The sequence below is a fragment of the Bifidobacterium pseudolongum subsp. globosum genome (assembly GCF_000741295.1).
Taxonomy (GTDB): Bacteria; Actinomycetota; Actinomycetes; order Actinomycetales; family Bifidobacteriaceae; genus Bifidobacterium; species Bifidobacterium globosum.
Genome location: NZ_JGZG01000023.1, coordinates 1 through 22,020, shown reverse-complemented (window position 1 = coordinate 22,020; position 22,020 = coordinate 1). Strand labels below are relative to the sequence as shown.

The following is a 22,020-nucleotide window of genomic DNA, read 5'->3' as shown; positions in this document are numbered from 1 at the left end:
CGCTGTTTGGCGGCGCGCTTGGCCGCGGCGGCGGTCTTGCGCTTGCGGTCGCGTTCCTTGGCCGCCATCTTGGCCTCCCACGTGCGCGCCTGCTTCGACGCGCGCACGCCGAGCGCGCACACCACGGCGCACAATGCGGTCGGAATCAGTGCATAGAACGGGCTGAAGTGCAGTGCGATCGCCAGCACGAGCATCACGACCGCAGCGGCGAGCAGTCCCCCGGCGAGCCAGCGGCGGCGGCGTGCGGCAGCACGACGAAGCCCGCGCACCTGCGCAATATAGGCGCGGTTCTTCTCGTGATCCGTTTGTGTCGCTGGCATTATCGCCCCTTTCGCCTGCGGTGTACGCACATCGGAGAATCGGGTGCCACTCTCCTCACTCACCAAGTGTAGCGAAGAAGAATACCGGTCCGACCGATGTTTGACCACCTGTTTCATGCCGTTGACAGTCCGTTTGGGCAACCACACCGCCATGATGATGCCGATAATCACCAAAACAACTATTGTGCTTAGTGATTCGTACTTCATAATCTTCAAGAATAAATGAATTTAGGACAACTCGTGCGGCTTTTCGCTGGGCGTGTCGGACAGCAGACGGCGCACGAACCCTTGCGGCGCGTCTTCTGCGAGCAGACTGTATGATTCATGGTCGCGCCAGATGCCGTTGATATACATGTACCGTTTCTTCACACCTTCATACCGCGCGCCCACTTTGCGCACCACCGCGCGCGAGCGTTCGTTCTCGGGGACCAGATCGATCTCCATGCGGTGCAGGCGCGGGCCGGTGGGCATCTGCAGCGCCCAATCGCACACCATGGCCACGGCGAGCGGCGTCAGGCCGCGCCCGGCATAGCGTTCGTCGATCCAGTAGCCGATGATGCCGGTGCGCATCGCACCGCGGAATATGGCGCCGAGCGAAATCTGCCCGATGATCGCGCCGTCGAGCACCATGACAAAGACGATCGCGTCGCCGTTGCGTTCGTCGCGCCGCTGCATGGCGATCCACTGCGGGAAGGTGACGAGCCGGTGGCGCATCGGATCGTTCGACTCCCACGGTTCAAGCCAGTCGGTGTTGCGCATGCGCACGTCGTCCCACTCCTGCTCGTCGCGCACGGTCATCGTACGCAGCACGAGCGGCGGCGCCCCGGCCGGCGCGCGCAGTTCGAGCGGGGTCCTCAGGCTGTTTTCGGTGGGGCGGTGCAATACCGCACGCAGTGATTCCAATACAGACACGGTTCCCATTCTCGCACGGCGCGCCCGCACGCGCGGGACTGCGGCGTGGTTTTGCGCGCAAGGCATGTGGTAGAACGGCAGCATGACACAGGACGGGCAGACGCGCGGCGAACCGGACGACGAAGTGGCGCGTGCGATCATGGAACACAAGCAGGCGGAACGTAAACAGGCCTATGCGCGGCGGCGCGCGCATGCGCGGTCCCGCACGCAGGCCGGCGAGCGGTGTGCGGCGCTGCTCGACGGGTCGGCGCTGCTGGGCGGCGTGCGCACCGCCGCCTGCTATGTTTCGATGGGCACCGAGATCAGCACGATGCCGCTGCTCTCGCTATTCGCGCAGCGCGGCGTGCGCACACTCGTGCCGCGGCTCGGCAGCGGCGCGCAGATCGGATGGACCGCGATTGGGGCGGGCGAATTGCGCACACTGCGGCATGCGGAGAAGCCGGCACACGGCACGTTGCGGCCCGACGAGCCGCGCGGGCCGGTGCTCCAGGCCAGCGCACTCGGCGCATGCGATGTGATTGTGCTGCCGGCGCTGCGCGTCGACCGGCATGGCGCACGACTCGGCCGCGGGGGCGGGTGGTACGACCGCGCGCTCGCATGGCGGAGGGCCGGCGTGCCACTCGTGGCCGTGTGTTGGCCTTGGGAATTCGCGGATGAGCCGGTGCCGGCGCTCGCACACGATGTGCCGGTGAGCGCGGTGCTGACGCCGGAGCGGCTCGAGGTGCTGTAGTGGACGGTGTGGCTGGTCAGTGTGCGCGACTGCGCGCGGGGCGGAATACTGGTTAGGGCATGCCGGTATTAGGATATGACCAGTTGCATTGCTCAACGCGAACAGCGAAACGCATAGGAAAGCAGAGGAAGCAGCATGCCTGTCTACCATTACCGTTGCAAAGAGTGCGGATATGACTTCACCGAGCACCAGTCGTTTGACGATGCCCCGATCACCACATGCCCCAAGTGCGGGCATGAGACGGTGCACAAGGTGTATTCGGCCGTGCCGATCACGTTCAAGGGCAGCGGGTTCTACCGCACCGACAAAGGGTCGTCGAAGTAAGGCTGCGGCGGCCCGCTCGCGAGGCCCTGTCCACAGATGTGTGGATACCCGCGTCCGCATCCACAATCGCGGGTGCCACCGGTCTGGTTATCCACATGCGACACGCCAACCGGGCCGTCCGACCACACCACCCGCACGCGCATGGCACCCATGCGCGCACAAGGTCATCATGGAGCACATGGTGACCTTGTTTCATATGCACGCGCGGCCCCCGCGCGAACAGAACGGTGCGCGATCGTGGTTCGCGCGCACGCCGCACGGGGCGGCTTATGCAGCGGCGCACTCGCCGGCTGCTTGCCGCGGTGTGCGCGGCGCTCGGCGTGATCTGCGCGCTCGAATGTGTGCTGTCCGCCGTCGCCACGCAGCCGGTCGTCGTGGCGGAGCGCGGCATCGCGCGCGGCACAATCATCACCGCAGCGGATGTGCGGTTGGAACAAGTGCCGGACCATGCGGCGTTGCGCGGCGCCTTGCACGCCACAAGCGACGCCGTGGATGCGCTCGCCCAAGTGGATGTGGGCGCGGGCGAGGTGCTGCTGCCGTCGATGGTGGGCACGCGCCCAACGGTGCCTGAAGGCCATACGGTGATCGACGTGCGCCTCGGCGACCAGCAGGAGCCCTTCCCCACCGGCACGAGCATCCAGCTGGCGTCCGTGGTGGGGTGCGACGAACCTGAGACCACATTGTGCGCACTGAGCACACAGGCGGTGGTGATGGCGGCGGCCCATCTCGACGATGCGACCGGCATGCACGTCACGCCGGTCGCGATGCCGGCGGATGATGCGGTGCGCGTGCTCGCCGCCCAGAACGAGGGGCCGATCATCGCCGTGCAGGGAAGGCCGCAGCCATGACCGCGCTCACGTATGCCTGTGCAGTGGCGCGGGGGCTCAGGCGCGTGTTGGCACTGGCTACGCGCGCTCTTGGAACACGCCCCAGTGCGGTGGCAGCTCACCGAGGATGCGACGGTCGTCGTCGGCCGCCTGCTGTTCGCGCGTGCGCACATCGCTTGGTTCGAGCTTCACACCGTCTGCGTCAAAGCGTTCGGTGCCCCGCACCACCACGCGCTTGTGGCGGCGTGGCGTGCGGCGCTCGGCGCTGTAGGGGCGTGCGGCCCTGTCTTGCGGCTCTTCGCTTGTCATTTGCTCTCCTGATAGAGTTCGCCCAAACGTGCCACCACGCGATCGACCTCTTTCTCCGGGTTGACGAACGCGGCCACGCTCCAGATGGTCATGACCGACCAGCCGAGGGCGCCCATCTCCTGCTGCAGAATGCGGTGGCGTTCGCGCGTGGACTGGATGCCCATGAACTGCGCGTCGTCGGTGAACACGGCCAACGTATACGGCTTGTCTTTCGCACCCACGACCATCGGCAGGCGCATGCCGTTGTCAAGGCCATAGTCCACGGCCACGTTGAGCCCGCGCTCGCGGATGCGGTCGGCCAGGTCGTCGATCAGCACGTTGGACGCGTCCGGGCGGGACTGCGGCTCGATTGGCTGCTCGTTGCCCAGGCGCTGCGCCCACTGCAGCACGGTCTTGAGCATCTTGGAGCCCGCGTGGTGCAGTCGGTCGTCTTCCAGATCGTCGGCGCCGAACGCGCTCACAATGTCGACGTGGTGGTCGGCGAGCGCGAGCGCGTCGAGCAGCATGCCGCGTCCGCCATCGCTTTCCAAGGCGCCGAACTGCTGGAGCAGGCGCCCGTGCGACGTCTTCGCGTAGCTCATCGAAAGGATCACATCGGTGGCGTGGGCGCCGGTCACGTCGGTGATGTCCACAATGCGCACATGGCGCAGGAACCGGCCCATGAACTCGTTCTTGGTGGCGAGCGACTTGAGTTCGGCGCCAAGGCGCGTGCGGAACGTCTCGGTCATGCACACGACGGTCAGGATGTAGCTGCCGGGCACGATTGTGAAGGTCTGGGCGCGGCGGGTGATCATCGCCACGATTTCGTCGATCTCCTGCTGGCTGCTCTCCACGAGTCCGCTCGCCATGACCGGCACGCCGGTGGCTTCGATTTGGTGGTAGAGCACATGGCCCTGCACGTTTTCGCGTACGACGTCGTTCGTCACCTCGCCGTAGCCCTGTTCGATGAGGAACATGTTCACGCGCGGGTCGCGGCGGGTGGGGTGCGGCTGCACGGTGATGTCGGGCAGCAATTGCACCAGGTCGCTGATGCTGCCGCTCGTGATCGTCTGGCGGTGTGCGAGCACGACCACTTGGCGTGCGCGGCACAGGATGCTCAACAGCAGCACGGGTGGCAAGTGCGCGGCGGCGTCGATGATCACCACGTCGGCGATCGGCGTGGGCTTCGTCACCGAGGCGAGCGTGGCCGGCGTGGCCATGAGCACGGGCTTCGCCGCGGCCAGGATCTCAGGGTGGTCGTGGTGGATGCGGCTGAGCGAGGTGGCGTTGGGTCCGGCGAGCACGGTGTGCAGCATGTTCGCCTCTTGCGTGCGGGCGAACAGCAGGTCGCACAGGCGGCGCATCGATTCCTGCATGATCATGGGGCCCACCGAGCGCACATGCTCGGTGTCCACTTGGATGAAGCGGTCGGAGGCGCTTTGCAGCGCCGAACCGTCTTGGTTCGAGATGATCGCCGAGGAGTGCACGATGTCGTCGAACACGGTGGTCCACCATGCGAGCCGCAGTTCGTCGCGCACAGCATTCACCGGCACGTGGCGGTTGTGCAGGTCGGCGATGAGCTCGCCGAAGCCGGCGGCGTCAAGTTCGCGCTCCAGGCTGCAACGCTCGGGCAGTGTGTCGAGCGCCTTGCGGTCGTCGAACAGCGCCTTGAGGCGCTCCTCGACCACGTTGAAGTCGGCGGTCTGCAGATCACCGCCTTCGGGCGTGGTGGCGAGCACGGTGTCGAGCGCCGTCATGTTGCTCAGCAGCGCCTCTTGCGTGGCCACAATGTCGTCGAGCTTCGGCGGCAGCACGGGCCAGCCGCCGTGCGGCACGAACAGGCGCCATTGCTGAGCCTGCTTCTCCACGACTACGAGCGCATCGTGCAGGTCTTCGACATGCGCGCCGACGCGCAGCATGCTCTTCGCCTCTTTGATCTGGCGGCGGCGGTCCCAGAAGCCCATGGACTGGCCTTCGGATTTGCGCTCGGACTTGGGTGTGGTGGCTTCGATCATTGCGTCAATGTCGCGTTCGAAGATCTCGGGCTGGAACACGTCGAGCACACGGCGCAGGTTCTTGAGCACCGTGACCTGCTTGGTCCACTCTTGCGCGGTTGTGGGAATCGAGAAGCCGCACGTCTTCACGGTCGACTCCACTTGCTCGCGCGTGGCGGGCAGCAGGTTGCGCAGCATGTCCACAACACGCTGGTAGGCGTCGATCGCCTCGTCTTCCGTATGCAGCGAGGCCTTGTACCATGCGGTGTCGTCGGGGCCGATCGTGTATTCGCCCAGTTCGCCGGCGCGTTCGAGCTTGCTCGCCCAGTCGTCGAGCGACGAGCCGATGGAGCGCGCCACCTCTTTGCCCAGACGCACATGGGTGGCAGGGTGTGTGGGCAGTTCGGAGATGTTGGCCAGGTTCTGGATGGTCTGGTAGGCGGACACGTTCCACGTCTTGTTCACCCCATGCAGGTCGCCGAGGTAGCGGGTGAGGCGCGAGCGCACGCCCACAAGCTCGTCGGCCAACTGGTCGAAGCGCGAGGTGGCCACGCCCTGCTGGTAGCCCACCGCGCTGATCAGCTGGTGGTCGATCGCGGCGTTGGCGTTCTGGTCGGCCACGTCGAGCAACTGGCCGCCCAGCTCGTTCGCGCGCATCACGTTGATGAACCGGCGCTTCTGGTCAGGCACACAGGGCACATACAGCACCGAGCGACCGGCCATGATGCACCGCGAGGCGATTGCCGCGGCCTGTTCTGCCGTGTCGGTGTCTTGCGTGCCATCCACGAACACGCTGTGGCCCGCGGCGGCCATGTTGGCGGCATAGCGCACGGTGTTGTCCACATCGCCCACTTCGAATTCCGAATGCGGGTCGCCGTCGAATGGGCTGTATGGGGGCATCTGCTGGTTCGACAGGTGGTCGCGCGCCTCCGGGAATCCGGCGAGCGCGTCGAGCATCGCGTTGCCGCTGGGGCCCTTGGCCAAGTGGTCGATGATCATCTGGCTTTCCACAAGGATCTGCGTGGAGGGGTCCATGAAGCAGCCCAGGATGATCTGCCGTTCGATCGAGAAGTCGGGGAACACATGCTGCGCCATCTGCGTGATCGCGGCGAACACCGCGGCCGTCTCCGGCGTGCCGCTCTTGTAGTTCGAACCGTCGAAGAGCTGGCGTTCATCCAGATGCACACCGTGTTCGCGCATCATGGCCAGGAACTGCGCGTTGAGGCGCACATGGCCGGTGAAACTGATGGTGGTATGGTACTCCACCGGCGTGCCGTCACGCACCACTTCCACCGGGTAGAGCAGCACGGGCATGCTGTTGCCCTTCCATGTGGCCACACCCACGACGAGCGAGAGTTCGGCCACGCCGCTGAAGCGTTTCTTGGCGCTCTGGTCGTCGAGCACACGTTCGGCACGGCGCGCGGCGGCGCGCAGCATGCCGCTGTCACGGAACAGCGAATGCAGCGGTGCGCTGCCGTTGCCGAAGAGCTGCGCGATCCCAGAAGGGTGCGCGTGTGTCAGGTCGAGCTTGGCGGAAAGCTGGCTCACGTCCTCAAGCGGGGACGGCACCAGATTCGCCTTGAATTCGTCGCGCCACGTGCGCAAGGTGTTGAGGGCCTGCGGCGTTTGCGCCGTGTTATCTGTCATCGGGTTGACTCACTTCCCCATCGCTTTGCGGTAGTCTTCGTAACCGGGATTGGTGCTGAGCGCCTTGTCCACGTCGGCGTTGCCCTGTGCGGCGAGCCATGCGTACAGGTCGTCGTACAGCGCCGGATTCATGGCGAGGAACGGCAGCAGTTCGGCATGGCGTGCCATTTCGAATTGTTCGGCGAAGTCGTCGCTGCGGCGTGCCTGGTCGGAGTTGTAGCCGCCGGCTTCCACGAGCTCCTCGCGCTGGTTGAACTCGCCCTTGGCCACGCGCTCGAACACCGAGCCGGGTTCGAAGGCCGGTGTGAAGGCCTGCGTCTGCTCAAGCTGGCCCACTTCGCTCATCTGTGCGGTGGGCTTGAAGCGTGCGTCGTCGTCGGTCGTGACGGGCGCAGCCGACTGCACGTCCACCGCGACCGGCTCCTCACGGTGTTCGGCGTGCAACGACGTGGTGAGCACCTCGAAGTCAAGGGCCGTGCTCTGCTCGGCGAAGCGGCGCTGCTCCTGCCCCTGCTGCTCTTGGGCGCGCTGCACCATCGGCTGCGTGTCATGTTCCACGACCGGTGTGGGCTGGGAGGCCGGCTGTGGTTCCTGCACGGGGGCGGCCTGAGTAGGTGCAGGCTGCGCGGAGGTCTGCTGGGTGGCAGGCGTCTGCTGAACGGTAGATTGCTGGGTGGCGGCTTGCGGTGCGATAGGCTGCTGGACTGCAGGCTGCTGCGGCGTCATCTGCAGCGGCATGATGTCGGGCAGGCGTGGCTTGCCCAATTCGTCGACGGCGATCAGACGGTCGGCCGGGCGCCCACCGGCGTGGCGCGGGCCGTCATGCATGCGCGGCACGAACTCCTCTTTCTTCACCGCAGGCTCGTCGATCTTGCCTGCGGCCACATCGTGCGCATCCGCGAACAGGTCGCGGGGAGCCACGTCGGGCGCGTCCTCTTCGACCGCATCGTTCGTGGTCACCGGGTTGATCGGCTGTGCGAACGGCACAAAGGTCTGCCGTTCCGCTTCGCGCAACTCGTGCGCGCGCGTGCGCACGCTGTTGGAATCAAAGATGTTGGTGGGCTCGCCGGCGCGTAGATTGAGGATATCGTCCACCGAAAGCTCCGATGCCTCCGGTTCGGACGCCACATTGTCGAGCGCGTAGTCGAACAGGTTCGCCACGGACGGGTCGTCGCGGTGCGTGGTGCTGTCGTCGATGAAGCGCACAAAATCCACTGGCACGTCGCCGAACTGCAGGCGCACGGTGTCGTCGGTCAGTGCGAAGTCGGAGCCGGAGGGCAGGCGCACCAAGTCGTTGCCCGGACGAACCAGATACGTGCCGTTCGTGGAGTTCATGTCGCGCAGAATCGCGTTGCCGTCGCTTTTCACGGAGAATTCGGCGTGGCGCTTCGACATCGAGCGGGTGTCGTCGAGAATCTCGACGCGGGTGGTGCCGTCATCGCTCAAAGGGCGCAACGGTTTACGGCCTATCTCCACGGTCTGCCCGGCCTCGACGCTGGTCAAATCCGACCCATCCACGCGGATCATCCATTTCGTCGTTGCTTGTTGATCACCGCTCACCGTGGGACCTTCCTTTCATCGAGTGGGCACGCGCTGCACCATTGTACGCAGCACGCCCAATCAAGCACTGCGGCAGCCAATCGCTCTTACTCCCGCCAGTCTATCGCAATACACGGTGTTTCACCGGGGTACGCGGCGGGTGTTCACGCCCGACTGACCGGAAAGAAAGACCCCGCAGGGCTTGTGCCCTACGGGGTCAGACGTCATGTCCTGAAGTGATATGCGGCTTATGCCGCGCAAATCACTTGAGCTCGACGGTGGCGCCAGCTTCTTCGAGCTGAGCCTTGGCCTTCTCGGCGTCTTCCTTCTTGGCGTGCTCGAGGACCGGCTTCGGAGCGCCGTCCACGAGGGCCTTGGCCTCGGCGAGGCCGAGGTTGGTGATGCCACGCACAGCCTTGATGACCTGGATCTTCTTGTCGCCAACGGCGGAGAGGATGACGTCGAACTCATCCTTCTCTTCCTCGGCCGGAGCAGCGCCCGGAGCGGCAGCAGCGGCGACGGCGACCGGAGCGGAGGCCTCAACGTCGAACTTCTCTTCGAAGGCCTTGACGAACTCGGAGAGCTCGACGAGGGTCATTTCACCGAAAGCTTCGAGCAGCTCATCCTGGGTGAACTTAGCCATTATGGCTTCCTTTCAATCGTGGCGCACGGCGGGTTGTTTGTGTTCCGCACACCTGAAATTTTTCTTTGTTTTCCGGTTTATTCCGACCGATTGCACTGCGGTGAACCGCAGGGCGATCAGGCAGCCTTCTCCTGCTTTTCGCGCAGGGCGTCGACCGTGCGAACGGCCTTCGTCGGCAGCGCGTTGAACAGGCGTGCAGCCTTGGCCATGGTGCCCTTGAGGGCGCCGGCCAGTTCGGCAAGCAGTTCCGGACGAGACTTGAGGTCTGCGAGCTGCTTGGCACCCTCGGCGTCGTACACGGTTCCGTCTGCGAAACCGCCCTTGACGATGAGGGCCTTGTTGGTCTTGGCGAAGTCACGCAGAATCTTCGCAGCGTCGATGAAGTCACCCTTCACGAAGACGACGGCGGAAGGACCGGTGAGCATCTCATCGAGACCCTCAATGCCGGCTTCCTTAGCGGCGATGCGGAACAGCGTGTTCTTAGCCACAGTGCAGGAAGTATCGCGGCCTAGCTTTTCGCGCAGATCGGAGATCTGCGGAACGGTAAGCCCGCGGTACTCGGTCAGGTAGACCGCGTCAGCGTTACGGAATGCTTCCGTAAGCTCGGCGACCACCACTTCCTTTTCGGGCCTCTTCATGGCGTTCCTTCCTAAGTCGGCCGTTGACTGTGAGGCGGGGCGCCAAACCTGGGCAACAAAAAAGCCCTGCGCACAGGCAGAGCGGCAAACGTCCTTGAACCATCAAGGATCCTTGTTTCTCAACCTGCGCTGGCTTGGCGAACCAAACTTCGTAGGGGCACGGGTGACCCTCAACCAACGGTCTGTGGTTTACAAGAGTTTGAATCTACCGTGCCCCACCGACGTACGGTACCCCGGGCGTGTCGCGCATGTAAGCCCTGAAGTCAATCCGCCTATTTCTCCAGCTTGGGCACTCCCACACGCCCTACAATCGAAGACATTGTGCGAGTTCCGCGCATATTGAGAATCATTCTCAGTAGTGTGCTATGCTCGAATAGCAGAGCCCAGCCGTGTGCACATATATGTTGCGCGCGGGCGGGCCGTACAGATGTAGACACGCAACCGAACACCAGCACCACACAAGCACCGAACAATGAAGGAAACACCTATGAACACATGGATTCGCCGGGCGTTCGCCGCACTCACCGCCATCGTATTGGCGGCCAGCGTGGCGGCGTGCTCCGGCCAAAGCGAAGACACGCCATCCGCATCGAGCACGGCAGACAAAGACAGCGTGATCACCGTGATCGCCGCGTCGAACCAGTGGGGTTCGCTCGCGAAGGAACTGGGCGGGTCGTACGTGGACGTCACGTCAATCCTCAACAACACGAGCACCGACGCGCATGATTACGAGCCTACGTCCAACGACATCTCGAAGTTCCAGCACGCGCAGGTCGCGATCGTCAACGGCGCCGGCTATGACGAGTGGGCGGTCAAAGCGGCCGAGCAGTCCAAGGCGATCGTGATCGACGCCGCGAACGAAGGCGGCAAGAAGACCGGAGACAACCCGCATGTGTGGTTCTCGTCCGACGTGCGCGTGAAGACGGCTGACGCGATCACCGCCGCGTACGAAAAGATCATGCCCGAGCACAAGGCGCAGTTCCAGGAGCTCAACGAGAAGTGGCAGGCCGCGGAAGACAAGCTTGAGGAGCAGCTTGCCACCGTGGCGCAGGCCGACGACGCCATGCCGTACGCCGCCACGGAGTCGGTGGGCGAATACTTGGCCGACGACATGGGGCTCAAGGATGTGACGCCGAAGGGCTACAAGCAGGCCGCCGCGAACGAGAGCGAGCCAACGCCGTCCGACATCAAGCAGTTCACCGACCTGCTCAAGAAGGGTGACGCGAAGATGCTGATCATCAACTCGCAGGAGCCGAGCGACATGACCGACCAGCTGGTCTCCGCCGCAGACTCCGGCAATGTGCCCGTGGTCGATATGACCGAGCAGATGCCTTCCAACTACAAGGGCCTGCATGAATGGATCACCGAGATCATCGACCAGATGCAAGCCACCCAGAAGAAGTGAGCACCCGCCGATAGCGCACTCCCCCAGACTGCCCGTAGCCCAAAGCTACGGGCAGTACTTTTTGCAATACTTTGCAGTACTTTTATGCAACAGGCCCTCTCTCCTTCTCGTTACGGGCAGTGCTCCTTTTGCTACGGGTAGTACCTTTTCAAGCAAGTATCACTCAAAAACCGCCATGTTCCAATGATTTTAGGAGCGAAGTGCGGGTAGAGACACTACCCGTAGCAAAAGAAGCACTACTCGTAACAAAGAGGGTGCGGCACCAAAAAGGGTGTTGCGCATGGAGCACCCATGCGCAACACCCTTGGTCGGACTTGCGGCTCTCCCAGCGAACTTTTCGGGTAGATTCGCCCAGAGCCCGTCAGCTGGATTCGAATATTCCCCCGCCGGGAGGCCACATCCTTGGCTACTGCAGGATGGCCATGCACACGAAGTCGAGGATGAAGAGGACGGAGACGATCCAGACGATCGGATGCACCTCGCTCGCCTTCTTGCGGCACACCTTGACGATGCAGTACGTGATGAAGCCCGCGGCGATGCCGTAGCTGATCGAGTACGCGAACGCCATGAACACCGAGGCGAAGAACGCCGGAATCGCCTCGCTGATGTCGTCCCAACGGACTTCCTTGAGCGAGGCTGCCATCATGCAGCCGACGATGACGAGCACGCCGGCCGTGGCCGCGCTCGGCACGGCAGAGACGACCGGGGCGAAGAAGATCGACAGCGCGAAGAACAGCGAGACGAAGACCGAGGTGAGGCCGGTGCGGCCGCCCGCTGCGATGCCGGCGGACGATTCGACGTACGTGGTGGTGTTCGACGTGCCGCAGATCGCGCCGATCGAGGTGGCCACGGAGTCGGCGAAGAGCGCCTTGTCCATCTTGGTCTTGAAGCCGGAGCCGTTCTCAGCCGATTCCTCGTCGGCCTTCGAGAAGATGCCAGTGCGGCGGCCGGTGCCGATGAACGTGCCCAGCGTGTCGAACACGTCGGACATCGAGAACGCGAAGATCGTGACGAGCACGAGCGGCAGGCGCCCGGGGTTCGAGAAGAGCGAACCGAAGCCCTCGCCGGTGAACAGCGCGCCGAACGTCTGCGGCAGCTGGCCGAACGCGTCACCGATCGAAATCGAGTTGTTCATCGTGGTCAGGCCCATCGGGATGCCGATGACCGTGGTGATGGCGATGGCGAGCAGCATGCCGCCCTTGATCTTGAGGATCGTGAAGACGATGACGAGCAGCAGGCCGATGAGGAACAACCACAGCGTGGGGCTGTTGAGCGTGGCGAGGCCCGGCGTGGCGCCGGTGGACAGACCCTTGCCGGCCGACTCGGCGTCCTTCGTGGTGAACGTGATGAGGTCCACATTGAGCAGGCCCACGTATGCCACGAACAGGCCGATGCCGCCGCCAATCGCGTGCTGCAGTGCATCGGGGATGGCGCGGATGATCATCTGGCGCACCTTGGTGACCGTGATGAGGATGTTGATCAGACCGCACAGGAACACCATGCACAGCGTCTCCTGCCACGTGAAGCCGAGGCCGAAACAGACGGTGTAGGTGAAGAACGCGTTGAGGCCCATGCCCGGAGCAAGCGCATACGGCACGTTCGCGAACAGGCCCATGACGAGCGTGCCGACGATGGACGCGATGATGGTGGCGAGGAAGACGCCGCCCCACGGCATGCCGGTCTGCGAAAGGATCTGCGGGTTGACGATGATGATGTAGGACATCGCAAAGAACGTGGTGAGGCCGGCCATGAACTCGGTCGATACGGACGTACCGTTCTCTTTCAGATGGAAAAACTTCTCCATGGAAAACCTGTTTTTCTTCTCGTGAAACCTTCGTTGTTGATGCCCGCCCGAGGGCGGAACAGCACGAAGCTAGCATGCGAATGTGTTCTGGATGTTGCCGACCCATGGCGAGGCACGCCGAACCGTATGCCCACAGCGAACAAACACGCCCCTGCCGGGGCGACACGCCGGAGCGGCGAGCGGCGGCGGCCAATCAGCCGAAGTGACCGGAGACGTAGCGCTCCGCCTCCTCGTTCTGCGGGTTGTTGAACATGGTGGTGGTGTCGGCGAAGTACTCGAGGTGCCCGGGCTGGCCCACCGCCTTGAGGTTGAAGAACGCCGTGTAATCAGCGATGCGTGCCGCCTGCTGCATGTTGTGCGTCACGATGACGATCGTGTAGTCCTGCTTGAGCTCGTTGATCAGGTCCTCCACCGCGAGCGTGGAGATCGGGTCGAGCGCGGAGCACGGCTCGTCCATGAGCAGCACCTGCGGGTGCACGGCCACGGCGCGCGCGATGCACAGACGCTGCTGCTGGCCGCCCGAAAGGCCGATGCCCGGGTTGTCGAGGCGGTCCTTGACTTCGTTCCACAGGTTGGCGCCACGCAACGCCCACTCGACGAGGTCGTCGGCGTCCGACTTGGAGATGCTGCGGTTGTTGAGCGTGACGCCGGCGAGCACATTCTGCCTGATCGACATGGTGGGGAATGGGTTCGGGCGCTGGAAGACCATGCCCACGTCGCGGCGCACGGCCACCGGATCCACGTCCTTCGCGTACAGGTTCTGCCCTTCGAGCAGCACTTCGCCGGTGCAGTACGCGCCCGGTGTGATCTCGTGCATGCGGTCGAGTGTGCGCAGCACGGTGGATTTGCCGCAGCCGGACGGTCCGATGAACGCGGTGACCTTGTTCGCCTCGATGTTGAGGTTGACGTCCTCAACCGCGAGGAACGAACCGTAGTAGATGTTGAGGTGGTTGACGTCGATATGCTGTCCCATTGGAAAAATCCTTCTGTTGCGTGGGGTCTGTGGCTACTTCTTTTTGGCGGAGAACACGCGCGCCACGATTCTGCCGATGAGGTTGAGGATGAGCACGAGCAGGATGAGCACGAGCGCCGCTGACCACGCACGTTCCATCGGGATCGTGGTCACACAGCCGGTGGCGGCTTCCGCGGAGCAGTTGGCACGGTACTTGGAGTATTCCTGGTACACGTAGACCGGCAATGTGGTCATCTCGCCCGAGAAGAGGTTCATGTTCGTCGAGACGATGTAGCCCGCGGTCATGAGCAGTGGCGCGGTCTCGCCAATCACGCGCGCGATGGCGAGGATCGAACCGGAGACGATGCCGGGCAATGCGGTGCGCAGCACGATCTTCGTGATCGTGCGCTGCTTGGTCACGCCCAATGCGAGCGACGCCTCACGCAGGTCGTTCGGCACGATCTTGAGCATCTCCTCGGTGGTTTTGACCACGGTGGGGATCATGAGCAGCGACAGCGCGACCGAGCCTTCGAAGCCGTTGATCGTGCCAGGGCCCACCACGAGCGCGAACATGGAGTAGGCGAACAAGCCGGCCACGATCGACGGGATACCGCTCATCACATCCACAAGCAGGTGGATCGTGGTGGCAAGCCGTGATTTGCCCGCGTATTCGATGAGGTACACCGCACACATCACACCTACGGGGATCGAGATGAGCATGGCGCCCAAGGTGATTTCGAGCGTGCCGATGACGGCGTGCAGAATGCCGCCGTAGCCGCCCGACGGCGTGGGATTGCCGCCGATCACGTTGGTCATGTTGTGCGAAAGGAAGTCCCAGTTGAGGCGCGTGACACCGCGCACGACCGTGGTCCACAGCAGCGAGATGAGCGGGATCAGCGCCACGATGAATGCGAGCACGATCAGCACGCGCATCACGATGTCTTTGCGTTTGCGTGCCGCGATGTACGAACGGGTGGGCTTGAACTTGTCGAAATCAATGGTTGGCTGGCTCATCACTTGCCCGCTTTCTCGGTAATGCGCCGTGCCAGCAGGTTCACGAGGAACGTGAGCACGAACAGCACCAGGCCGGTGCCGATCAGCACGGAGACGCCGATCGAATCAGCCTCGGGGTATTGCGCGGCGATGTTGGCCGCGATCGTCTGGTTCTGCGAAGCCTGCAGCAGTTTGAACGAGTACTTGAGGCCCGGCGACAGGATCATCAGCACAGCCATCGTCTCGCCGAGCGCACGGCCCAAGCCGAGCATGGACGCGGAGACGATGCCAGATTTGCCGAACGGCAGCACGGCGAGCTTGATCATCTCCCATTTGGTGGCGCCAAGGCCGAGCGCCGCCTCCTCGAGCAGTTTGGGGGTCTGCTGGAAGATGTCGCGCGCCATCGAGGTGATGATCGGCAGGATCATGATCGCGAGCACGAGAGCCACGGTGGCCACGGTGCGCGGCGGGTTGGATGCCGGCCCGGCGAACAGCGGGATCCAGCCGAGGTATTGCGCCACCCAGTTCCAGAACGGGTAGATCGACGGCACGAGCACGAGGCCGCCCCACAGGCCGTAGATGACCGACGGGATCGCGGCGAGCAGGTCGACGATGTAGCTCAGCACGGCGGCCAGCCGGCGCGGCGCATAATGCGAGATGAACAGCGCGATGCCGACCGAGACGAAGAACGCGATGACGAGCGCGAGCGCCGCCACGAGCACCGTGCCGAACAGCAGCGGCCCCACGTACCCCCAGAAACTGTGTGCCTTGCCACCGGTGAACGTGCTGATCGTCTCGCTGTTGGCGGTCTGGTCGCCGCCGATGAGCGGCCATGCCTGCACGAGCAGGAACATCGAGACCGCGGCGAGCACGACGAGAATCAGTACGCCGGCGGCGAGCGCGACGCCTTTGAACACCTTGTCGGCGCGTTTGCCGGCGACGGGCGCGGTGAGTGTGGATTCACCCCGCGTCGGGGAGGGTTGTGTTGTGGTTGTGGTCATGACTGGCCTCACTTTGCGTTGATGGCGTCGACCGACTGCCGTACCGTCTTCGCCACGTTGGAGGGCAGCGGCGCCGAACCGGTGGCGTTCATGGCGTCTTGCTGGCCTTTGTCGCTCACCACGTAGCTGAGCCATGATTTGGCGAAGCGCGCGGTGTTGGCGTCGGAATACACGGGGCACGCGATGTCGTAGGAGACGAGCACAATCGGGTACGCTCCTTCCTCCGTGGTGGTGTGGTCGATGTCGAGCACCACGCGGTGCTCGCCCTTGGCTTCGCCGCTGAGCGTGGCGTTGGCCACGGCCTTCGAGGCCGCATCGGCCGAGATGTCGGTGTAGCCGTCTCCGACCTTGATCGAGATGGTGCCGAGGCCGCCGGCCTGCGAGTAGTCCGAGTAGCCGATCGTGCCGTCGGCCTGGTCGATCGTACTGATCACGCCCGACGTGCCTTTGGCTCCCTGCCCCACGTCGTTGGGCCAATTCTCGGAGAGTTTGTGCGGCCAGTCGCCGGGCGCGGCTGCCTTGAGGTATTCGACGAAGTTGAGGGTCGTACCGGATTTGTCGGAACGGTGCACCACGGTGATCGGCGTGGCCGGCAGGTCGAGGTCGGGGTTCTGCTTGGCGATCGCCGCGTCGTTCCACTTGGTGATCTTGCCGTTGAAGACCTTGGCCACGGTGGCCGCGTCCATGCGCACGTGCTTGCCGGCGTCGGATACGCCGCGCAGGCGGAACACGATCGCGAGCGGCGAGATGTAGACCGGCACGTCGAACGCGGTCTGCCCCGCGCACACCTTCTTGGACTGTTCCACCTGCTCGTCGTCGAGCGGCTTGTCCGACCCGGCCCACACGGTGGCGCCGGTGAGGAACGTGGTGACGCCCGCGCCCGAACCGGAGGGGTTGTATGAGATCTTCGCGTTGGGGTTGCGCTTCTGGTAGCCGGCGATCCACGCTTCCACAGCGGTCTGCTGCGACGAGGCCCCCGCGCCCGCGAAGCTGCCCGAGATCGACGAGGCGCCGGCTTGCGGTGTCTGCGAGGGATCGACGTTGTCCCCGCATGCGGCGAGCGCGCACGTCAACGCCAGCGCGCTCAGTGCCGCGATGCAGCGGCGCGGTGTCTGCGTTCGCATCATCAGTCTTCCCTTTCGTTCATGATGACTCGGCCGGGGAGCCGGGCCGCCCGACGCGCGCCGCGCACGGGCGGGCATGGCTGCCCCACCGTTTTCACAGTCTATAGGGTGCGCGCGGGCCATGTGCGCGGTTAGGTGAACGGAAGTTGAATTTTCACACGCGCGCCGGATCGTCGATTTTGTAGCCCAAACCGCGCAATGTGGTGAGTATGCGGGGTTTGGACGGATCGGGCTCGATTTTCGCGCGGATGCGTTTGATGTGCACGTCGAGCGTCTTCGTGTCACCGGTGTAGTCGGCGCCCCACACGTGGTCGATAATCTGCTGGCGCATCATCACACGCCCCTGGTTGCGCACGAGCAGTTCGAGCACCTCGAACTCCTTGCGTGGGAAGAACACAGGGCGGTCGTGCACATACACCTCATGCGAGGCGAGCAGCATGCGCACGGGCCCGCACACGAGCGGCACCTCGCGCGGCGGCTCGGCGGGCGGCGCGTCTGGCGCCGCGGCCCGCCGGCGCATGACCGCGTGCATGCGGGCGAGCAGCGCGCGGAACGAATACGGTTTGGTCACATAATCGTCGGCGCCGAGCTCAAGGCCGAGCACAACGTCGCTCTCCTCGCCTTTCGCGGTGAGCATGATGATGGGCACGGCGCTGCGCTCGCGCATGCGCCGGCACAACGTGACGCCGTCGACGCCCGGCAGCATCACGTCGAGCAGCACAAAACCGAAACCGCCGGCCTGCCACATCTCCCACGCCTGCTCGCCGGTGGCGGCCGCCTCCACCTCGTAGCCTTCGCGCATGAGCTGGTAGACGAGCGGCGCGCGGTACGAGACCTCGTCCTCCACGACAAGCACTTTCATTGCGAATCCTCCCCTGTAGTATCCGCGCGTGGCACGCGCACGGTGAACGTCGAACCCTGCCCCTCATGCGACCACACGCGCAGCGCGCCGCCGCACGCCTGCACGTACCGTTGCGCGATCGACAGGCCAAGCCCCGTACCGCCCGTTTCGCGCGAGCGCGCCGGGTCGACGCGGTAGAACCGTTCGAACACACGCTCAATCTGGTCCGCCGGAATGCCGATGCCATGGTCGACGACGCGCACGAGCACCTCGCCGGCATCCGCCGATATGTCGACGACGACCGTGCTGCCTTCGGGCGAATAGTTCACGGCGTTTTCGATGAGGTTCTTGACGGCGGTGACGAATCCGGCGCGGGGCCCCCGCACACATGGCGCGCCGGACGCCACGCGCTCGCGCACATGTACACTGACGGCGCGCGCCTGCGCCACGGCCTGTGTGCGTTCCGCCGCTTCACGCACGGCCGGTGTCACCGCGAACACGCTTGTCTCGGTGTCGCGGCGCTCGGAACGGCCCAGTTCGATGAGATTGTGCACAATGCCGGTCAGGCGCCGCGATTCGACGAGGATGCGGTCGGCGAAATACGAGACGGATTGCGGATCGTCGGGCGCATCGCGGATCGTCTCGGCGAGCAGGGTGATCGCGCCGATCGGCGTTTTGAGCTCGTGCGAGACATTGCCCACGAAATCGCGCGCCATCGACTGCCAGCGTTCGCCCGCACCGGCGTCGGCCACGAGCACGGCGCAGCGGTCGGTGCCCAACTGCCCTACGGCCACGCGCCAATGGCCGTGGTCCGCGCCGTGCGGCGAGTCGATGTCGCGCGTGCGCGGCTGACCGTCGGCGAGCACGAGGTTCGCCACGTCGCGGATTTGCGGCACGGCGAGCGCCCCATGCTCCACGATGCCCGCCTGCACGGCCCGTTCGTCGGCGAAGGCCACGCCTTGGCGCGCCTCGACGATGACGAGCATCTCATCCAGCAGTGGGGCGAGCCGTTGCGTGTCGTCACCGGCGTGTGTGCGCCCGGACGTGCCCGCGCGCGCGGCTCCGTGCCGGCCGCGGCGGTAGGCCACGAGTGAGCACAGCGCGCACGCGAGCACGCCGGCTGCGACTGCGAAGACCCACTCCACAGCTACATGCGCCGCAGCATCGTCACGGCGATGTGCGCGGCGGTGTCGGCGTATTCGGAGATGTCGAAGTCGCGGAACTCCTCGTAATCGGTATCGGCGTTGTCGCTCATCGCGCGGATCACGAGCGCCGGCACGTCGTTGCGCGCGGCCACATGCACGACTGCCGCGCCTTCCATCTCCACCGCGTCGGCGTGTGTGAGGCTGATCACGCGTTCGATCTGCTCGGGCGAATCCACGAAGTAGTTGCCCGAGGCGATGACGCCGGTGATGTGGTTGATGCCCATCTCGCTCAGTACGTCCTCGGCGAGCGCGATCAGCTGCGGGTCGGAGTGGAACTCCGGGGTGCCGGGCTTCCACTGGCCCACGAGGCGCATGTCAGTGTCGAGGTAGCGCAGCGTGCCGCCGAGCACGATGTCGTTGATATGCAGTTCGGGGTTGAGGTTGCCGGCGATGCCGGAAAAGATCACGGCATCCGGCTCGGCGCAGTCGATGAGGTATTGCGTGGTGGCCGCGGCGTTCACGAGTCCCATGCCGCCGACGGCGATGACGACGTGCAGCGGGTCGCCGGCGTCCGTGGTGAGTTCGCCGTGCAGCACGGCGAGGCTCGCGCGGTGCTCCTCGCGCACGTTGGTGCACGCGTTGGCGATGTGCGCGGCCTCTTCTTCCAAGGCGCTGATGATGGCGACGGTACGGGTCATGGTTCCTCGATTCGTTGATGGGCGCGGTCAGTTCCAACGGCGGGTGCGCACGGCTTCTGCGAGCTCGTGCAGCAGTTGTTCGGTGACTGGCCAGCTGAGGCATTTGTCGGTGATGGACTTGCCGTAGACGAGCTGGTTGAGCGGCGCTGCCGGCTGGTTGCCCCCTTCGAGGAAACTTTCCATCATGATGCCGGTGATGCCGGGTTCGCCTTGCGCTACACGCTCGGCGATCTCACGGACCACATGCGCCTGGCGCACGTCGTCCTTGCCGGAGTTGCCGTGTGAGCAGTCGATGATCAGGCCGTGCGCGGCGGCCGAATCGGCGGGCATCTGCGCACGCACCGCCTCCATGGCCTGCGCGACCGAATCGGCGTCGTAGTTCGGCCCCGAGCTCGACCCGCGCAGCACGACATGGCAGTCGGGGTTGCCAATCGTCTCGACGGCGCACGCGCGGCCCATGTGGTCGATGCCGAAGAACGTGTGTTGTTGGGCGGCGGCGAAACAGCCGTTGACCGCGGCCTTGACCGAGCCGTCGGTGGCGTTCTTGAAGCCGATCGGCATCGACAGCCCGCTCGCGAGCTGCCGGTGCACCTGGCTTTCGGTGTTGCGCGCGCCGATCGCGCCCCAGCTCACCGCGTCAGAGATGTACTGCGGGCTGGTGGGCTCCAGGAACTCAGTGGCCGCCGCAAGACCGGCGCCGAGCACGTCAAGCAATGTCTTGCGCGCGAGCAGCAGGCCCTTTTGGATGTTGTGGCTGCCGTCGATGTCCGGGTCGTTGATCAGGCCCTTCCACCCCACCGTCGAGCGCGGTTTTTCGAAATAGACGCGCATCACGATGAGCAGTTCGTTCTCGAGTTCGCGGCGCACATGCTCGAGCCGGCGCGCGTAGTCGAGCGCGGCGGCCGGGTCGTGCACCGAGCACGGCCCGACGAGCACGAGCAGCCGGTCGTCCTGCCCGTACAGGCACGCGCGGATCTCGTCGCGCGACGAGGCGACGAGATGGCGTTCGCGCGCGCCGAGCGGCAGTTCGGTCAGCACCTGCGCCGGTGTGGGCAGCGGGTCGAGTTCCATCACACGGCGGTTGATGATGCGGTCGATGCCCACTTCGTCTTCCCAGCGTGGCAGATCGTGCATGTCGGTGAGCGGATTGCCGCCTTCGGCCACGATCTGGTGCACGGCGTGCAGCTGCTCGGGCGTATACGTGAGCGGCCTGCCTTGCGCGATGGCGCGCGTGTGGTCCTCGAACTGCCGCGTGTGCGGGTCGTGTGCCATGCCGTGCTCCTCCTTCGCTGATTGCTGCCTCTACGATAACACCGTGCGCGCGCCGCATCAGTCGTGCGGGCACAGCGCGTTGTACAGCTGCTGTTCGTACGCCTGCGTGCCCAGCTCGTTGGGGTGCGTGCCGTCGTCGTACAGGTATTCGGGGTGGGCGGTGGCGAGCGCGGACCAGTCGATGATCCCCACGTTGGGGTGCGCGGCGGCCACTTCCTGGAACGTGGCGTTCAAGGCCGCGGTCCAATCCACCGGCGCGAGCGCCGTGACGAAATACAGCGGCCGGTCCGCGGCGAGCTGCACCACATGCTCGGCCTGTTCGCGTGTGGCGGCGCCGTTCGTGCCGAGCGCGAATACGATGACCTGCGGGTCCTCACCACTGCCCAGGAACTGGGCGAGCAGGTCCTCGCCTGTGGCGAACTGCCGGCTCACCGCGCCGTCGATGTGCGCCTGCGGGAAGTGTTGCTGCAGGGTCTGCGCCACGCCCGCCGTGACCGAATCGCCGATCATGAGCATGCGCACGCTGCACTGCTGCGCGGCGGCGTCGCACTGCCAGCGCGAAGGGTCGAGGTTGTTCGGCACTTTGAGCGCGCTCACCTGCGGTTGCGCGGTGTCTGCGCCTTTGGACTGCGCGGAGTCGGACCTCCCGGACTTCGGTGACTGCTGCGGCTGCGGGGTCTGTGTGGCGAGCTGTTTGCGCGCCTGTTCGGCCGTGAGCGCGAGTTCAGGGCGCAGCTGCACGGCGCGCGCGTGGGCGATCGCCTGCCAGTTGAGCGGCAGCATGAGCACCAGCACGGCGAGCGCGCCGGCGACGATGCCCACCACACCCCCCGGGCGCAGGCGCGCGGTGAGGGTGGCGAAGCGCGTGCCGGCTGTGCCAAGCGCGCGCACGGCGGTGTTGCCTGACGCAGCGAGACGGCGGC

20 protein-coding genes and 1 pseudogene are annotated in these 22,020 nt (G+C 64.9%); 4 read left to right on the top strand and 17 right to left on the bottom strand.

Features of this window, described 5'->3' with window-relative positions; genetic code table 11:
- Window positions 1-437 (bottom strand): annotated as a pseudogene (locus BPSG_RS08375) (hypothetical protein); the annotation flags it as partial.
- A 111-nt stretch (window positions 438-548) separates the two neighbouring features.
- Window positions 549-1,232, bottom strand: a complete 684-nt coding sequence (locus BPSG_RS08160; protein ID WP_026643525.1) for a GNAT family N-acetyltransferase — start codon at window positions 1,230-1,232, stop codon at window positions 549-551.
- 82 nt (window positions 1,233-1,314) lie between these two features.
- On the opposite strand from BPSG_RS08160, the gene BPSG_RS08155 reads away from it, so the two are divergent.
- The 3 genes from BPSG_RS08155 to BPSG_RS08145 all read left to right on the top strand — a co-directional run bounded on the left by BPSG_RS08155 (window position 1,315) and on the right by BPSG_RS08145 (window position 3,134).
- Window positions 1,315-1,962 carry a 5-formyltetrahydrofolate cyclo-ligase gene (locus BPSG_RS08155; RefSeq protein WP_236822943.1) on the top strand — a complete coding sequence of 216 codons (648 nt, stop codon included), beginning with the start codon at window positions 1,315-1,317 and terminating at the stop codon, window positions 1,960-1,962.
- Between the two features lie 135 nt (window positions 1,963-2,097).
- The gene (locus BPSG_RS08150; RefSeq protein ID WP_026643522.1) at window positions 2,098-2,286 is read left to right on the top strand and encodes an FmdB family zinc ribbon protein; all 189 of its coding nucleotides are present in this window, start codon (window positions 2,098-2,100) and stop codon (window positions 2,284-2,286) included.
- A 269-nt stretch (window positions 2,287-2,555) separates the two neighbouring features.
- Entirely contained in the window at window positions 2,556-3,134 is a 579-nt protein-coding gene (locus BPSG_RS08145; protein ID WP_051894180.1) for an SAF domain-containing protein, read from the top strand.
- Window positions 3,135-3,191: 57 nt separating this feature from the next.
- On the opposite strand, the gene BPSG_RS08140 is transcribed toward BPSG_RS08145, so the two are convergent.
- From BPSG_RS08140 to rplJ, 5 genes are all read right to left on the bottom strand, one after another.
- A complete protein-coding gene (locus tag BPSG_RS08140; RefSeq protein WP_026643520.1) occupies window positions 3,192-3,422 on the bottom strand; it encodes a hypothetical protein in 231 nt (76 codons plus the stop codon).
- Window positions 3,419-7,042, bottom strand: coding sequence for a helicase (locus BPSG_RS08135; protein WP_026643519.1), 3,624 nt, complete (start codon window positions 7,040-7,042; stop codon window positions 3,419-3,421). Before BPSG_RS08135 ends, BPSG_RS08140 begins: the two co-directional genes overlap by 4 nt.
- 9 nt (window positions 7,043-7,051) lie before the next feature.
- Window positions 7,052-8,602, bottom strand: coding sequence for an FHA domain-containing protein (locus BPSG_RS08130; protein WP_026643518.1), 1,551 nt, complete (start codon window positions 8,600-8,602; stop codon window positions 7,052-7,054).
- Between the two features lie 241 nt (window positions 8,603-8,843).
- Window positions 8,844-9,224: a 50S ribosomal protein L7/L12 gene (gene rplL / locus BPSG_RS08125; protein WP_022858902.1), complete on the bottom strand. Its 381-nt coding sequence runs from the start codon at window positions 9,222-9,224 to the stop codon at window positions 8,844-8,846.
- A gap of 116 nt (window positions 9,225-9,340) precedes the next feature.
- Entirely contained in the window at window positions 9,341-9,862 is a 522-nt protein-coding gene (gene rplJ / locus BPSG_RS08120; protein ID WP_026643517.1) for a 50S ribosomal protein L10, read from the bottom strand.
- A gap of 487 nt (window positions 9,863-10,349) precedes the next feature.
- Here rplJ and BPSG_RS08115 point away from each other — a divergent pair, with 487 nt between their 5' ends.
- On the top strand, window positions 10,350-11,267 hold the full coding sequence (locus tag BPSG_RS08115) for a metal ABC transporter solute-binding protein, Zn/Mn family (RefSeq protein ID WP_026643516.1): 918 nt from the start codon (window positions 10,350-10,352) through the stop codon (window positions 11,265-11,267).
- 406 nt (window positions 11,268-11,673) lie between these two features.
- Here BPSG_RS08115 and BPSG_RS08110 read toward each other — a convergent pair whose 3' ends face one another.
- The 10 genes from BPSG_RS08110 to BPSG_RS08740 form a co-directional block, all read right to left on the bottom strand.
- A complete protein-coding gene (locus BPSG_RS08110) occupies window positions 11,674-13,071 on the bottom strand; it encodes an NCS2 family permease (RefSeq protein ID WP_026643515.1) in 1,398 nt (465 codons plus the stop codon).
- 193 nt (window positions 13,072-13,264) lie between these two features.
- On the bottom strand, window positions 13,265-14,044 hold the full coding sequence (gene pstB / locus BPSG_RS08105; protein WP_026643513.1) for a phosphate ABC transporter ATP-binding protein PstB: 780 nt from the start codon (window positions 14,042-14,044) through the stop codon (window positions 13,265-13,267).
- A 33-nt stretch (window positions 14,045-14,077) separates the two neighbouring features.
- Window positions 14,078-15,037 (bottom strand): phosphate ABC transporter permease PstA, encoded by a 960-nt coding sequence (gene pstA / locus BPSG_RS08100; protein WP_033502138.1) that lies wholly within the window; start codon window positions 15,035-15,037, stop codon window positions 14,078-14,080.
- Window positions 15,037-16,017, bottom strand: a complete 981-nt coding sequence (gene pstC / locus BPSG_RS08095; RefSeq protein ID WP_026643511.1) for a phosphate ABC transporter permease subunit PstC — start codon at window positions 16,015-16,017, stop codon at window positions 15,037-15,039. Before pstC ends, pstA begins: the two co-directional genes overlap by 1 nt.
- Before the next feature lie 8 nt (window positions 16,018-16,025).
- Window positions 16,026-17,141, bottom strand: a complete 1,116-nt coding sequence (gene pstS / locus BPSG_RS08090; protein WP_026643510.1) for a phosphate ABC transporter substrate-binding protein PstS — start codon at window positions 17,139-17,141, stop codon at window positions 16,026-16,028.
- A 154-nt stretch (window positions 17,142-17,295) separates the two neighbouring features.
- Window positions 17,296-18,003, bottom strand: coding sequence for a response regulator transcription factor (locus BPSG_RS08085; RefSeq protein WP_026643509.1), 708 nt, complete (start codon window positions 18,001-18,003; stop codon window positions 17,296-17,298).
- A complete protein-coding gene (locus BPSG_RS08080; RefSeq protein WP_051591987.1) occupies window positions 18,000-19,127 on the bottom strand; it encodes a sensor histidine kinase in 1,128 nt (375 codons plus the stop codon). Before BPSG_RS08080 ends, BPSG_RS08085 begins: the two co-directional genes overlap by 4 nt.
- 2 nt (window positions 19,128-19,129) lie before the next feature.
- Window positions 19,130-19,825: a 5'-methylthioadenosine/S-adenosylhomocysteine nucleosidase gene (gene mtnN / locus BPSG_RS08075; protein ID WP_026643507.1), complete on the bottom strand. Its 696-nt coding sequence runs from the start codon at window positions 19,823-19,825 to the stop codon at window positions 19,130-19,132.
- A gap of 27 nt (window positions 19,826-19,852) precedes the next feature.
- Window positions 19,853-21,097: a 3-deoxy-7-phosphoheptulonate synthase gene (locus BPSG_RS08070; protein WP_026643506.1), complete on the bottom strand. Its 1,245-nt coding sequence runs from the start codon at window positions 21,095-21,097 to the stop codon at window positions 19,853-19,855.
- A 57-nt stretch (window positions 21,098-21,154) separates the two neighbouring features.
- The coding region (locus tag BPSG_RS08740) for a GDSL-type esterase/lipase family protein (RefSeq protein ID WP_330934897.1) at window positions 21,155-22,020 on the bottom strand (866 nt) is incomplete at its 5' end.